Raw genomic sequence first — 14,624 nt, 5'->3', positions numbered from 1 at the left:
GTATCCGTTAATTCTGTGGAGTCTTAAAGCCTTTTTCCTGCCAGAACTTTGCAGCGCCCGGATGCAGTGGAATTTTTACATCCTCTACGCCGAAGGACAAATCGATATGCTTATTTGCCGCATTGTGCGATGCTTTAATCGTCGAAATATTATCGAAGATAACAGTCAGCATATCGTACACGACATCCTCGGAAAGGTCGCTGTTTACCAGCATGATGTTATATACAAAGACAGTATCTACATCTGTTGTGTTGTTATAAGTGTTTGCCGGAATAATCGTTTGCGAGAAAAACGGATACTTTTGAATCAGCGCATCTCTACCTGCCCCATCAATAGGAACAATTTCCATATCATAGCTGGTAGCAAGCTCCATAATCGTTCCATTCGGCAAACCGGAGGTAACAAAAGCTGCATCGCACTGACCGTTTTTCATTTGATCGATTGCTTCACCGTAAGACAAATAGTCAACCTTGCTATCGGAGTATGTCAACCCATAGGCTTCATAAATCATACGGGCATTTAACTCAACACCGGAGTTTGCAGCACCGACACCGACACGTTTTCCCTTCAGGTCTGCGACGGTTTTAATACCGGATTTACGCAGCGTTACGAGCTGTACGTAATTCGGCCACAAACGCATACATGCTCTCAGCTTAGGATTTGCTTTACCTTCATAGGCGCCGAAGCCCTTATATGCTTGCATGACGGAGTCCTGCATTGCGATTGCAAGCTCAGCCTCTCCTTTGGAGATCATCGAAATATTTTCGGCTGACGCGCCGGTCGCTTGTGAACTGGTATTATACCCAGCCGATTTTAAGGCTTCGGCAAAAGCTCCGCCGATCGGAAAATAAATACCGCTTGTCGGGCCTGTTGCAACCGTGACGAACTCTTTTGTCCTATCAAGGTGATGCTCGGATTTCTCTCCGCTTTCTTTCTTTTCACAGCCTATCGTTGTCAGCACAATCAATGCTACCATACACAACAGGCCGAAAGTTACTCTTACTGTTTTCATACCTTCTCCTATAAAAACTTTTGCAGGATGTTTCAACATCCGAAAAAGTTTTTAGCCATGCGCGTTACGCGCATCCGTAAATAATCGAGTTTGCAACGCAAACTTGAGATAAAAAGTACCGGCGCCATTTCAGACGGTACTTTTATCATATCTCCTATAAAAACTTTTGCAGGATGTTTCAACATCCGAAAAAGTTTTTAGTCATGCGCGTTACGCGCATCCGTAAATAATCGAGTTTGCAACGCAAACTTTTTCATCGTGTTTATTTTTCGGTTTTAAACTTACCTACTTCCAACACAAGACCGTCTATACTTTGCTTATTTTTTACGGCAATTTCAAGAGACTCTTGTGCCGCTTCATTGATCAGCTCCGTCTGAGAAGCGATGTTCTCGATATTTTCCCGCAAGATACGCGTTAAATCGTCCAGCCGCTTTGTTGCTGAAACGACCTTCTCACCGTCGGCAAGCATATCGCCGGAACCGCTTTTTACCTCGTTTGTCACGCCGGTAACATCGTTGATAATACCCCAGATGATTTTTCCGTTTTCTTCCTGCTCGTCCATCGCTTGAACCACTCCTTCGATGGAGCCGCTCAAACCTTTTGAGTATCCCGAAATGATATTAAACTTTTCAACGGCACCCGATGCGGAATCCGCAAGCGCTTTGATCTCGGCGGAGAGATTTTTAAGCGTTATGGAAATCTTTTTACCCTGAGCGCTCGATTCTTCGGCAAGTTTTCTTATTTCCGAAGCGACGACGGCAAAGCCTTTCCCCGCCTCTCCCGCATGGGCTGCTTCGATAGCAGCGTTCATTGCAAGCAGGTTCGTTTGACTTGCAATATTTTCTATTACGGCACCCGCTTCAATCAAATCACCCGATGCGTCCGATATCCGTTGCGACACCTCATTCGCTTTAGCAAGTGTTTCCCTGCCGTCATTGGTAGCCGCAGAAAGATTCCGGATAGCCTCACGGGTTTCCACGACATTTTCCCCTACGGTGTTGATACTGTGCGACATCTTATCAAAAGAGGTAGAGGATTCGGTAATCATAGCTGCTTGCTGTCCGATACTTTCATCCAACCCCCTTAGCGTTTTGATGATATGTTCGATAGCGGCAGCCGTGCCGGATACGCTTTCTTCCTGTTCGACAAACCGCTTTTTCAGATCTTCAATACCGGCAGTAATATTTGAGACCACTTCGCTGACCGACATCATATTGCTTTCGAGATCAGAACCGACCGATTCCATTTCGCGGGAATCCGCCCCGACTTTTTGAATTGAATTTTTTAGTTTTAAAATCGTCTGATTAAAATACGATGACAATACGCTCGTTTCGTCCTTACCACTTGCAGGAAGCTCAATCGTAAGGTCTCCTTCTCCCTGCGCAATATTTTTCAGTGCTGCTATCACGTGATTGATCGGACGGGTAATATTACGCGCAATAAGAACACCTAACGCGATGGCGATAATCAATTGGCATAACGCAATGATGATAAATGTCTTAATAAGGTTTGTCACATTCTCCGCCATAAACTCCGAGATGGGAGCTGTTAATAGGAGTGTCCAATCCGCATACCGCATCGAAGCGACGGCGGATATATACTCGACTCCTTTTATTTCGGATACATTAACCGAAGACTTATGTGAAGCAAGTGCCTGTTTAAGGAATTTTGCAAATGCACTCGTATCGCTTCCGATTATTTCATTGTAGATACTCTTATACAGAATTTCGGGGCGGCGGTTGCCTAAAACGGTTCCGGAAGAACTCACCAAATACGCAGTACCCGTTTCGCCGACAATAATATCGCTTATTAAATTTGAAAGTGCATCACCTAAAATCGTCGCATTGATAACGCCAATAATTTTCCCTTGTAAGTCCCTCATAGGAATCGCCACGATAAAAATATATCTCCGATCGGTAGCGGACTGCGAAGGCTCTGTAATAATATACTTTCCTTTACGTGCCGATTGAAACCAATCGGCGCTTGCGACTTTTTCAACCGTATTATCCGTTCGGTACAACATACCGTCAAGTCCGCTTATACCGAAACTGAGCCAGCCGCGCTGTTTTTGCATTTGTATCTCATTTTTAAATAATTCTATTTTTTCTTGATACGATACGGTGTCGTCTTGAATAAACGGCAGGTTTGAAAACGCTTCCAACTTTCCGAACAAGGCCTGAGAACGTTCGTCTAAAACTTTTGACGAACTTTTTACGAGTTCTTTTAAGAAGTATTCGGTATTATTCAAAAGCGAAACGGAAGCAAAGTATATCGCAACAATATAAACAATTGTTAAAATGGAGACGGCAAATACGGCAAAGGATGTAATCATCTTATTTCTAATGGAAAAAAAACTCGTTTCTTTTTGCTTATGTGAAACTGTATGTATCATCATATTCCCCTGTAAAGTTTTTAAAGATGTTCTATTCTTTCAACGCAGCGTTGGAATTCTGCACAAAGCGATTCAGTGCAGCTTGAATATCATTCCCCGAGGCGACTTCTTTTAAAAGCGTATTCCAGTATCCGCGCATCTGACCGAAACCGGTAATATTATTGTAATACTGACCAAAGAACCGTTGAAGCACCGAATTATACAGTATTTCGGCATCCTCAGTTTCTATCTGAATTTTAGAGCTTGCAGGAAAACCGCCGGTTGCGTTTATAAGCTTAGGCGCCCACACTTCGTCGGTTGCGGCAAAATGTAGGAATTTCTTTGCGGCCTTTATTTTATTTGCATTGCCGTTGTTAAAGACACAAGCACCGCCCGCCAAAAACTCAAGGAGCGGAGCGTCGGCATTATTCGGAAACGGCATATAGATCGGCGTAAAATCTTTTCCTTTATACCGCCGTTTACCGTTATTCATTTTATTAAGTTGAGGAGAATACAAGATAGTGTGAGCGGCTTTAGCGGAAACGAACATTGCAATCGCATCATTTGAAGTAAGATCCTTTCCGTCGAGCAAGAGCCCCCGTTTCATTGCACGTACCGTCCAGTCTACATTCCGTACCGCTTGGGTGGAATTATAAATGTAACTTGAATAATCTCCATTTAACAGATTTGCATTTCCGTAAAGGTTGACCAAAAAAGCTCTGGTACCTTGGTCGCCACCCATATTTTTATAATAGAAAACGCCCGGGACGGTTCCTGCAGGAAGCTTCTCTTTAAGGGCTGTTAAAAGCCTTTCATACTCTTCAACCGTCCACTGGCGGTCTCTCCGCTTATACGGCAATAAATTGATAAGGCCAAGGTCTTCAAGCATTTCTTTATTAAACGCCATCGAAAAAGCACCTTCATGCATGGGGTACATATAGGTGCGCCTATCCTTACCGGCAGACACCGTTAAAAGCTCCGTCGTGATATACGGTTTTTCAGTCGCGAGCACATCATCCAGCGGTTCAAGCAAGCCATTCCCTGCCCAACCGATGATGCGACCGGGGGCGTCATAGATAATGTCGGGAGCATTGCCTTCCGCTATGGCTTTTTCAATCTTTTCCGCTCCATCGGTAAAACTTATCAATGTAAAATGTACTTTAATAGAAGGATTCTCTTTTTCAAACGCCGCGATTAAACTCTTTTCAAAATCACCTTCGACACCGGTATCGGAGGTAAAATTGGGAAACGACCAAAATTCAATATCCGCAGCGACATCGGCTTTTTTAGCATTCATACAGCCCATACACAAAACAACAGATAACACAAATGGCACGAACAAACTTCTTTGCAATAAACCGTGAAAAATTTTAATCATTATAACACCTTGGTATTGTATTTTAAAATTACCCCAGCAAGGGATGTTCTTACACAGAAAACTTTAACAAACTCTCTGATCAATCTAAGTATTTTAACATAAGCGGTAAAATATAACAATTGGAAAATGATTCATTTCATGGAAAGTCAATACCGGCGCTCGTAACCTACAGCGTATGGCAGAGGGGGATAAGCTCCGGCGTCTTTTTTACCGCCATAATTCCGGCAACCCGCGCAATTCCCAGCACATCGCCTTTTTTGACGCTGCCTTCGCGCACCGCAAGAAAGGCCTCCGCATTCATACTGATAAAGCCGTGCGTAACCGCTATTCTTTTTGTCTCATCCTTACCGGCGACATCCACCATCACGGCTTTACCGGAGGAGTTAAAGTGATTAAGTTGTTTTCTTTCCATAATAATCTTTCAGGAAGCGGCGGTAGTATTCCGAAAAACGATCTTCGGTGATTGACTCCCTGATTTCGGCAACCATTCGATGGAGGAATGCTAAGTTGTGATAGGTTGCAAGCATTGAATACAGAATCTCCTTACAGCGGAACAGGTGCCGCAGATACGCGCGGCTGTAATTCCGGCATACCTTGCAGGAGCAGCTCGGATCGATCGGGCCGAAATCGTATTCATATTCTTTCTTTTTAATTGAGATGGGACCGGTACGGGTAAACAAGTTTCCGTTCCGTGCATTCCGCGACGGAAGCACGCAGTCAAAAATATCGACGCCGTTCTTTACCGCCTCTAAAATATAATCGGGGGTGCCGATGCCCATCACATAGAGTGGTTTATGTTTGGGAACATGCGCGGCGGTAAAGGCTAAAAATTCCTTGTATACCTCCTCAGGCTCGCCGACGGAAAGGCCGCCGATTGCGATACCGTGCGGATCACATTCCATAATCGATTCGATACTTCTGATACGGAGATCTTCAAAAAAACCGCCTTGTATAATCGGGAAAAGACTTCCCTCGTACCCTTCCGTTTGATCCCATTCCCGCACCGCCCGATGCATCCACGCAGTTGTGAGCGTCAGCGCTTTTTCGGTTTCCTTTTTGGGAATGCCGTAGGGGGAACAGATATCGAGCTGCATTTGAATGTCGCTGTTAAAGGCGGCCTGCACCTGCACCGCGATTTCGGGGCTTAAAAACTGCCTGCTCCCGTCGATATGACTCTGAAACGTTACCCCTTCTTCCTTGATTTTCCGCAACTGAGACAGCGAGAATACCTGAAATCCGCCCGAATCCGTCAAAAAGTTTTTATTCCAACCGGAAAATCCGTGCAGCCCGCCCGCCTGCTTGATAACGTCCATACCCGGCCGCAAAAAGAGGTGATAGGTATTCGCTAGAATGATTTCGAAGCCTATTTCGTGTAAATCATCCTTGGTGATGCCTTTTACCGTCGCGGCCGTTCCCACCGGCATAAAGGCGGGGGTTTGCACCGTACCGTGAGGCAGGCGTATCACTCCCGTGCGAGCAGCTGAACCCGCATCCTGATGTAAAAGCGTATAGATATTTTTCCGTTCTCTCATATTACAATCCTTTTAAATAGGCCGGCCTGTCCGCAGGCGGTAACGCACAATCTTCGAGCAGTGCATCACTGGAACCGGCGGCAACCGTACTTTCCGCCGATTCGATTGCCCCAATAAAAAAGCTGCCCTTAACCGATATGACCTGTACCCTGTCATGCTTATAGAGTACCTGTACGGGAAAAGCGCTCCGCTCCGAAAACTCCGTATTGGACGCGCTTACAGGAGCTTCAAGAGCTTTTTCCATAGCCTTTGCCGCTGCATCAGCTTCTTCCGATGAAAAAATCGGCAGCCAGTGATAAAACATCACGTCAAACCAGCCGGTCTGGACAGCGGGAACAATCTCTAAGCCGGAAATACCGTAGACGGAACCTCCGCCCAGCAATTTGATCACCGCTTTTTTATAGCGAATGAGCTCATCATCGACAGCGGGTACGGCATGGACACTCCGCGCAGATTCACAGAGAGTGAAAAACTCCTGAGGCGTGTAATAAATCTTTTTGCGCTCGTAGGCCTCGCGTGTTTTACCGGTTACATACAAATGCACCATCAGTCCATCGTATAAGGCTGCTGCTTTATTTTTGGTATAGGCGCCGGTTATCGTTTGATCGAGTGTTCCGACGGCGGTATAAAAACCGCGTATCACCGCTTCCGCTGACATACCTGCCGTTTCAGGCGGTTTACGGAGATGCACTACCACCGCTGCCGTTACGGCAATAAGCGCGGCACACAGTACCGCCGCTGCCGCAATTTTGCCGGAATTCCGTCTAACAAAGCGCTTGCGGCTAATGCGTTTCCTCGCTGTTTGAATAAAAGCCTCAAGCGCCGCCCGTTGCGCTGAATCCTCAGCTGCCTGTACCTCAGCCTCTTCGGTTAGCGCCGCTTGCTCCTGCGCACATACCTTCTGCGCATCCAGATGCTGCGCCGGTACTTCGTCCGCCTGTATACCGGTGAAAAGCGGCAACGATTCATCACAATGACTGCAGAGCTGTTCCACAAGCAGCAGCGCGGCGCGGCGGTTAGGCATTATATCGCCGTCCGCAGTTTTTTCAAGACCGATGCTCTTATGTCCGGCGGATTTGACACTACCAAGCTGTCCTGTAGTTTTAGCACTCCCCTGCCCCGCAGCTGCCGATAACCCGTCATCAATAAGCCGCGCAAACTGTGAACACATCGCCGGACAGCGGAGTTCAACCGGCACATACACGCCGTCCCGTATATTCTGCACCAACCGTTCCGCCGCGCCGATATCGCAAGCCTCAGCAGTGTCTACCGCTGCAAACGGGACGGCAGCGCTGTTAAAAGGCGGCGCTCCGGTGATGCAGGCATAGCTGAGCGTTGCCAAGAAAAAAAGAGCCGCAGCATCGTCAAGCGGCACTCGTTCCGCATCAGGATGTACCCACGGATAATGGAAGCGGAGCGCCGCCGCGGTTTCGGCAGTAACGCAGCGAAGTACTAATCGAGGCGGAAGTACGATAAGGTCTTGAGCGCCACCGTCTATTCCTCCCTCCGCCAGCAAACACAAGGGAACGGACACCGCAGCTCGGAAAAAAGCTTCGCTTACTGCGCCTTGCTTATACGCTGCGATAAGGTAAGAAAAAAGCCGGTATAACTTTCGTAATACAGCCTCTGCACGAAAAAGCGCCTGCGGATCGCAGAATGCACCGGCAGCAGCATCCGTATCGAGACAAGCCAAACCGATAAGCGGTTGCGCTTCCCGCAGCGGCAGCACAATCCCAACCTCTTCCCGTCCTTTTTCCGTATTAAAAAATGTAACGGTCTCGTTAAGATAAAACTCCTGCACCGTCCCGTCAGGCGCAATACGCAAACAGGCGTCGTGAAGATAATCGGTAACAGCCGAATGCGCAAAAGCACGCGGCTCCATCCCCGAAGCAAGACAGCAATACGCCGCTCCGTTTATCTGATGTAGTATTATCGGACTTACACTTTCAAGCATAGGCTCTATTGTATCTTATTACATTTTATTCGGCTATCGGATTTGAAAGAAATTCTTTAAGCATTACTCCCCATATTGCAATATTACATATTAAGTATCTCGCCTGTAAAAACAGCCCCTCCATAGTTCATTCTACGGAAATCACTATTGCTGTGGGTTTTCGTAAGAGATATGAAAGTTAAAAATGATATTTTCTATCGGCGGATATCCTTTTGCTGCCCTGACACCAGATATATTTTTGTTTGACAGATGCGGAATTTGACGATATACTGTCTGTATAGGATAATTTTTAGGAGGCCGTAATGGCAAAAGTTGAATTGAAAGGTATCGGCAAAATTTACGATGGAAATGTCCGTGCAGTAGAAAATGCCAATATCGTTATTGAAGATCAAGAATTTGTTGTATTCGTCGGACCGTCCGGCTGCGGTAAATCGACAACACTCCGCATGATAGCAGGGCTTGAAGAAATCAGTGAAGGTGACCTGTACATAGACGGTGAACGTATGAACGATATTCCACCCAAAGACCGCAACATCGCAATGGTTTTCCAAAACTATGCGCTGTATCCGCACATGACTGTCTATGACAATATGGCATTCGGATTGAAGATACGTAAAGTTGATAAACAAGAAATTGAACGCCGCGTGCATGAAGCTGCCCGTATTCTCGACATTGAAAAGCTTCTTGACCGTAAACCTAAGGCTCTTTCGGGCGGGCAGCGTCAGCGTGTTGCGGTAGGACGTGCTATTGTCCGTAACCCAAAAGTATTCTTATTTGACGAACCGCTTTCCAACCTCGATGCAAAGCTCCGCGTCCAAATGCGCGCCGAAATTTCCGACTTGCATAACCGTTTAAAAGCCACAATGATCTACGTTACGCATGATCAGGTTGAAGCGATGACAATGGGAGATAAAATCGTTGTTATGAAAGATGGAAAGGTACAGCAAATTGGCTCTCCGCTCTACCTCTACAATCATCCCGTAAATAAATTCGTAGCAGGATTTATCGGTTCGCCGCCTATGAATTTCTTAAATGTTAAAGTAATAGAAAAAAATGGCAGCATTGCTATCGATGAAGGTACCTTCGTCTTACAACCTACCGAAGATCAGCAAAAACACTTAAAGAAGTATATCGGTAAAAACGTATTCTTCGGTATTCGACCGGAAGATTTACAGCTTGTTGCCGAAAGCGATAACGCTAAAAATAGCATGACACTCAAGATAACCGTTAAAGAACCGCTCGGAGCAGAAACACACCTCTATCTGGCCTCAAAAAACCAGCAGGTCATCGCCCGTACATTCAATACCGTCGAAGCAGGCATCGGAGAATCGCTTCACTTTGTTCCTAATATGGAAAAAGCACGTTTCTTCGATAACGAAACGGAAGCAAATATCTGTGAAGATGTTCAAAAGCAATAAAGAACTGCACAGGCATATTTATCCGGTTTATTGAACAAGGGACCTCTAAAAACTGCAAGCCTATCGGTTTGTTCTAAAAGGAATAATTATCGTATCCGCTAACGTGGATTACGAATCGGTTTTTAGAGGTTTTCCGTAGACGTATTTGAGATGTTCCAATTTAAGGCGTTACAAGATAACGGCTCTAATCTTAAACTTGCGGGGATGTCAAAAAAGTAATCGGATTTTGAGACACCACCGAATATTCTGAAGGTAGAAAGGGGCGAAGGACAGGAAAGACCACTTTCATCCGAAAAAAGTGTCTTTGTCTTTCCCGCCCTTACTGCTTACTGTACCGTCCCGGATTTAACGTGCTTCATTACGAGCGGTTTGCCGTTTACCAACAGCTGTTTTCCGGCGGCGCATACGCGGAAATCTTCTACCGTAAAGGGCACCGCAAAGAACAGTTCCGCATCGATGGCTTGCGGTTTTTGTACCGGCGGCGTAGCTGCTTCGGCACCTTCCAGTGTTACCGGTGTACCGGCAGCCGCACCGGGCATACCAACCAGTTCAACCCGCTCGGTTCCGTCCGCATCGGTATAATGGGACGCTAAGAGCATTCCCTTCGATTCAATTCCGCGCATTTTCCGCGGCTTTAAGTTTTCTGCGAGGATAATATCGGCGCCAACCAGCTCTTCCGGCGCAAAATACGGCGCTAAGCCGGAAAGGATAATCCGCCCGCTTTCCGAGCCGTCGTCAATGGTTTCCACAAAGAGCTTATCCGCATCGGGATGTTTTTCCACAGAAATGATTTTCGCGGTTTTTAACGAAATATAATCGGTAAACAGCTTTTCGGGAGGAATATCCGCCCAATCCGGCTTGGCTTTCTGCTTTTCCGGCGATTTTTGAGCGGCATTTCCGGAGGTATTTTTGCCTCCTGCATTCTGCTGTTTTTTTCCGCCCTGTTCTCCGCCTGCTTGCTTTCCCGCAGCCCGTTTTCCGGCTTGCGCGGCACGTTCTTTCTGACTTCCTGCATAGCGTTCACGATACGCTGCAATCGCATCGTTTTCCAGCGTTTTAAAGATGATTGCAGGCTTTTGTACCCGCTCCAAACCACGCCGCTCTAAGAGATTGTCCCACGCAAGGACATTTTCGGGACGGGGCTGCACGGGATGTTCCCAGTCAAAGACATTGCCCGACCATATCTTAATACCTAAGAACGAAGCAACCGCATCGGCGTATTCCGGCATATACGGGTGCATCAATATCAGCAAATCCTTGATTAAATAGCACAGTTCAAAGAGAAGCGCCTCCGCTTTTTCGGGATCAGCCTCGCGGTTTTTCCACGGCTCTCCGTCTTGGAACGCTTTGTTGGCAACGGAGGAAAGTGCAAACAGCTCGTGGAAGGCATCGCGCAGCTCCGCTTCTTCAAGCAGTGCGGTGATTTTTTCAATACTGTACTTTGCTGCAGCGCGCAAGCCTTCCGTAACCGCGCGGACATCCTCACGGGCGGAAGCCATCCCATCCCGCTGCGGGATAACGCCGTCATAATAGCGCGACACAAAGGTGAGCGTCCGGTTTATCAGATTACACAGGTTCCCGACCAGCTCGCTGTTTACACGCTCCTGAAAATCCTTCCACGTAAACAGGGCATCGTTCTTTTCAGGGCGGTTATAGAAGATGTAGAAACGCCACATATCCGCCGGAATCCCCGAATCCTTGGCATCGGAGCCAAACACACCGATTCCCTTCGATTTGGAAAACTTGCCGGACTCATAGTTGAGGTACTCGCTGCTTGAAATATGATGGAGCTTTACCCAATCCTTTCCCGACGCAATGAGCGAGCTGGGAAAAATCACCGTATGGAAGGGGATATTGTCTTTTCCGATGAACTGAAACAGCTCGATGTCGTTTTGCTCAAGCCACCAGTTTTTCCAATCGGCTCCGGTTAAATCGGTAAAGCATTTTGTAATTGAGATATACCCGATCGGGGCATCGAACCAAACGTAGAACACCTTATCTTCAAAGCCCGCTTTCGGGACGGGGATGCCCCATTTAAGGTCGCGGGTGATAGCGCGTTCCTGTAAACCGTCGCGCAGCCAGCCTTTGGTCATCTGCACGGCATTGTTGCTCCACTGCCCTTCTACGCTTGCCTTTTGCATCCATGGTTCATACTGCGGCACGATGCCCGGCAAGTCGATGTAGAGGTGCTTGGTACTGCGCGGCTCCGGAGTAGCACCGCAGGTTGAACAGCGGGGAGCTTTCAGCTCGGTCGGTTCCAGCAGCTTGCCGCAGGCTTCACACTGATCGCCACGCGCATCTTCGTAGCCGCAGTGGGGACAGGTACCACGTACATAGCGGTCTGCCAAAAAGCGGTTACAGTGTGCACAGTAGAGCTGTTCTATGGCATGTTCTTTTATAAAACCGTTTTTATCAATATCTTTAAAAAGCCCCTGCACGATTTCGGTCTGCTGAGGTGTGGAGGTGCGTCCGAAGTAATCAAATGCAATATTGAACCAATGATAAATATCGCGGTGGATCGCATGGTAGTAATCGCACAATTCACGCGGCGTTTTCCCTTCTTCGAGGGCTTTTGTTTCGGTCGCCGTACCGTATTCGTCGGTACCGCATACATATAAGCTTGTATATCCGCGGAGTCTGCAAAAACGTGCAAAGACATCGGCGGACAAAACTTGGATTAAATTCCCGAGGTGCGGGATATTATTCACATAAGGGAGAGCTGAAGTTATCAATTTTCGTTTCATATCCGGCTATTATAGTGTTCGGGACAAAATCAGTCAATCTTTTGAAAATATACGGCGCATCTACGCCAAAAGTGTACATCCTTGTACACTTTTGGCTGCGAGTTTCGACGTTGCCGAAACATCGCTTCTGATATAACCAGCGGCATCCGTGCCGCTACTGAAATAAATGCTCAACTGGCACGACCTCTTATTTTATTTTGTGAATAAAGAGCGTTTTACATCGACATAGCAGCAGATGCCGGTTTGCTTCCATTCACAGCCGCGGCAAATGCACTCGTATACGGATTCGGTTAATCGGGCTGTAAGTATCTCTTCTATTTCGGTATAAGCATAGGTTTTTCTTTCCAATCCAAGCTGCGATAGGACAGCCTCATCAAAGCCCGTTACTTTTACTTCCGAGCGGCAGTGATTTCCGACTCTTTCGGGACATGGGTCGCAAATGGCATCAACGCCTGTCACTAAGGTAATATAGCAGCCGTTTTTTAACAAATCGATAACACGCTGCATATTTTCGACAAATACAGGAGAATAGCCGTTGCCTTTAAATGCACGAGTACATAACAGATGGTGCGGACGCAGACTGAGTGTTTCCATTGAGAGAATTCCTTACAGTGTGTATTTTAGAAGTTCGTTCTGAATTATTCCGAATTATACCAAAGGAAAAATCGTAATGCAAGAAAATCTCATTTCCAATTATTCTGCAGCCTGATAAAAAACCGCTTGATGCATTTACCCCGATCGCCTAATATAGTCAGATTGTTTTAAGCGTGATATGATAGAAACTGTAGGGGAATCTTGATTAAAGGATATCTCTAAATTACTTCATAGATCGAAGTTTTTAGAAATTTTCTTTAACGTGAACATATTCCCGTATTTCTAGGAGGTCAAAAATGGCTGTATCAAAATCGTACATCATCAGTGCAAAGCGCACTGCTATCGGTAAGTTTCTCGGAGGCCTGTCTACCGTTCCGCCTAAGGACATGGGTTCAACGGTAGTAAAAGCGGTGCTGGAAGAGGCAAAGGTAAAGCCCGACCAAGTTTCGGAGCTTATTTGCGGTAACGTACTCGGCGCCGGACTCGGTCAAAATATCGCCCGAACCATCGCATTGGAAGCCGGCATTCCCGAAACGGTGTGTGCTCACTCAGTCAACATGGTATGCGGATCCGGTTTGCGATCCGTTATGGAAGCAGTGATGTCCATCCAAGCAGGTTTTAACGACATTGTTCTTGCAGGCGGCGTAGAATCGATGTCACTCGCACCGTATCTCGTACCCGCAAATACCCGCAGCGGAAATAAGATGGGAAACTGGCAGGCGGTCGATCACATGATTTATGACGCCTTAACGGATGCCCGTGCAAATATCCACATGGGAATTACGGCTGAAAATATCGCCGCAAAATTTAATATTACCAGAGCGCAGCAGGATGAATTTGCATTCGCCTCCCAGCAAAAAGCGATTGCCGCTATCGATGCAGGTAAATTTAAAAACGAAATCGTTCCGATTACTATCCATTCAAAAAAAGGCGATACTGTTTTCGATACCGACGAATATCCCAATCGTACCACCGACCTCGAAAAACTTGCCAAGCTGAAACCTGCTTTTAAAAGCGACGGTACTGTTACAGCAGGCAATGCATCGGGCATAAATGATGGGGCTTCCTTTGTGCTGGTTGCAAGTGAAGCAGCCGTAAAGAAATATAACCTCAAACCTATTGCGGAAATTATCGGCATCGGGCAAGGCGGTGTCGACCCGCTCGTAATGGGATTAGGTCCCGTTCCGGCAATCCGTAATGCATTAAACTATGCATCGCTGAAACTCTCCGATATGGAACTGATTGAATTGAACGAAGCATTTGCCGCTCAGTCTTTAGGCGTTATCCATGAACTGGTACGCGAGCATGGAGTCGATCGCGATGCACTGTTAAAGCGAACGAACGTCAACGGCGGCGCTATTGCGCTCGGCCATCCGGTTGGTGCTTCGGGTAACCGCATTTTAGTAACTCTTCTCCACGAAATGATCAAAACGGATAAAAAGATCGGACTTGCTTCTTTATGCATCGGAGGAGGGCAAGGAACGGCCGTTATTGTAAAACGATAAAATCAAAAACATCCGCAGCCATAACAGTCAAAGTTAAGTCGCGGTATTCCGCGAGGCGAAGTTTTTTTATACACTTTGCTTCGCGGATATGTTTATGTTATGGTATATTTCAACAA

At 46.7% G+C, this 14,624-nt stretch carries 10 protein-coding genes; 2 read left to right on the top strand and 8 right to left on the bottom strand.

Going from position 1 to position 14,624, the window contains the following annotated elements; translation table 11 throughout:
* Positions 1-7: 7 nt before the first annotated feature.
* The 6 genes from E4N69_RS04990 to E4N69_RS04965 form a co-directional block, all read right to left on the bottom strand.
* Positions 8-1,012, bottom strand: a complete 1,005-nt coding sequence (locus E4N69_RS04990) for a TAXI family TRAP transporter solute-binding subunit (RefSeq protein WP_162663303.1) — start codon at positions 1,010-1,012, stop codon at positions 8-10.
* A gap of 262 nt (positions 1,013-1,274) precedes the next feature.
* On the bottom strand, positions 1,275-3,407 hold the full coding sequence (locus E4N69_RS04985; RefSeq protein ID WP_253824694.1) for a methyl-accepting chemotaxis protein: 2,133 nt from the start codon (positions 3,405-3,407) through the stop codon (positions 1,275-1,277).
* Between the two features lie 28 nt (positions 3,408-3,435).
* Positions 3,436-4,680, bottom strand: a complete 1,245-nt coding sequence (locus E4N69_RS04980) for an ABC transporter substrate-binding protein (RefSeq protein ID WP_253824693.1) — start codon at positions 4,678-4,680, stop codon at positions 3,436-3,438.
* Between the two features lie 247 nt (positions 4,681-4,927).
* Positions 4,928-5,173: a cyclic pyranopterin monophosphate synthase MoaC gene (locus tag E4N69_RS04975; protein WP_253824692.1), complete on the bottom strand. Its 246-nt coding sequence runs from the start codon at positions 5,171-5,173 to the stop codon at positions 4,928-4,930.
* Positions 5,154-6,293 carry a tRNA guanosine(34) transglycosylase Tgt gene (gene tgt / locus E4N69_RS04970; protein WP_253824691.1) on the bottom strand — a complete coding sequence of 380 codons (1,140 nt, stop codon included), beginning with the start codon at positions 6,291-6,293 and terminating at the stop codon, positions 5,154-5,156. Before tgt ends, E4N69_RS04975 begins: the two co-directional genes overlap by 20 nt.
* A gap of 1 nt (position 6,294) precedes the next feature.
* Complete coding sequence (locus E4N69_RS04965; protein ID WP_253824690.1) at positions 6,295-8,247, bottom strand: hypothetical protein; 1,953 nt, start codon at positions 8,245-8,247, stop codon at positions 6,295-6,297.
* Positions 8,248-8,549: 302 nt separating this feature from the next.
* Here E4N69_RS04965 and E4N69_RS04960 point away from each other — a divergent pair, with 302 nt between their 5' ends.
* Positions 8,550-9,665: an ABC transporter ATP-binding protein gene (locus E4N69_RS04960; protein ID WP_162663293.1), complete on the top strand. Its 1,116-nt coding sequence runs from the start codon at positions 8,550-8,552 to the stop codon at positions 9,663-9,665.
* A 326-nt stretch (positions 9,666-9,991) separates the two neighbouring features.
* On the opposite strand, the gene metG is transcribed toward E4N69_RS04960, so the two are convergent.
* The gene (metG, locus tag E4N69_RS04955; RefSeq protein ID WP_253824689.1) at positions 9,992-12,409 is read right to left on the bottom strand and encodes a methionine--tRNA ligase; all 2,418 of its coding nucleotides are present in this window, start codon (positions 12,407-12,409) and stop codon (positions 9,992-9,994) included.
* Between the two features lie 192 nt (positions 12,410-12,601).
* The gene (locus E4N69_RS04950) at positions 12,602-13,003 is read right to left on the bottom strand and encodes a DUF1284 domain-containing protein (RefSeq protein WP_162663289.1); all 402 of its coding nucleotides are present in this window, start codon (positions 13,001-13,003) and stop codon (positions 12,602-12,604) included.
* A gap of 296 nt (positions 13,004-13,299) precedes the next feature.
* On the opposite strand from E4N69_RS04950, the gene E4N69_RS04945 reads away from it, so the two are divergent.
* Positions 13,300-14,508, top strand: a complete 1,209-nt coding sequence (locus E4N69_RS04945) for an acetyl-CoA C-acetyltransferase (protein WP_162663287.1) — start codon at positions 13,300-13,302, stop codon at positions 14,506-14,508.
* The last annotated feature ends 116 nt before the right edge of the window (positions 14,509-14,624 follow it).

The organism is Treponema sp. OMZ 906, from assembly GCF_024181185.1.
GTDB lineage: Bacteria > Spirochaetota > Spirochaetia > Treponematales > Treponemataceae > Treponema.
Note: the sequence above shows the minus strand (reverse complement) of the source record. Positions and strands in the feature narration are given on the sequence as shown.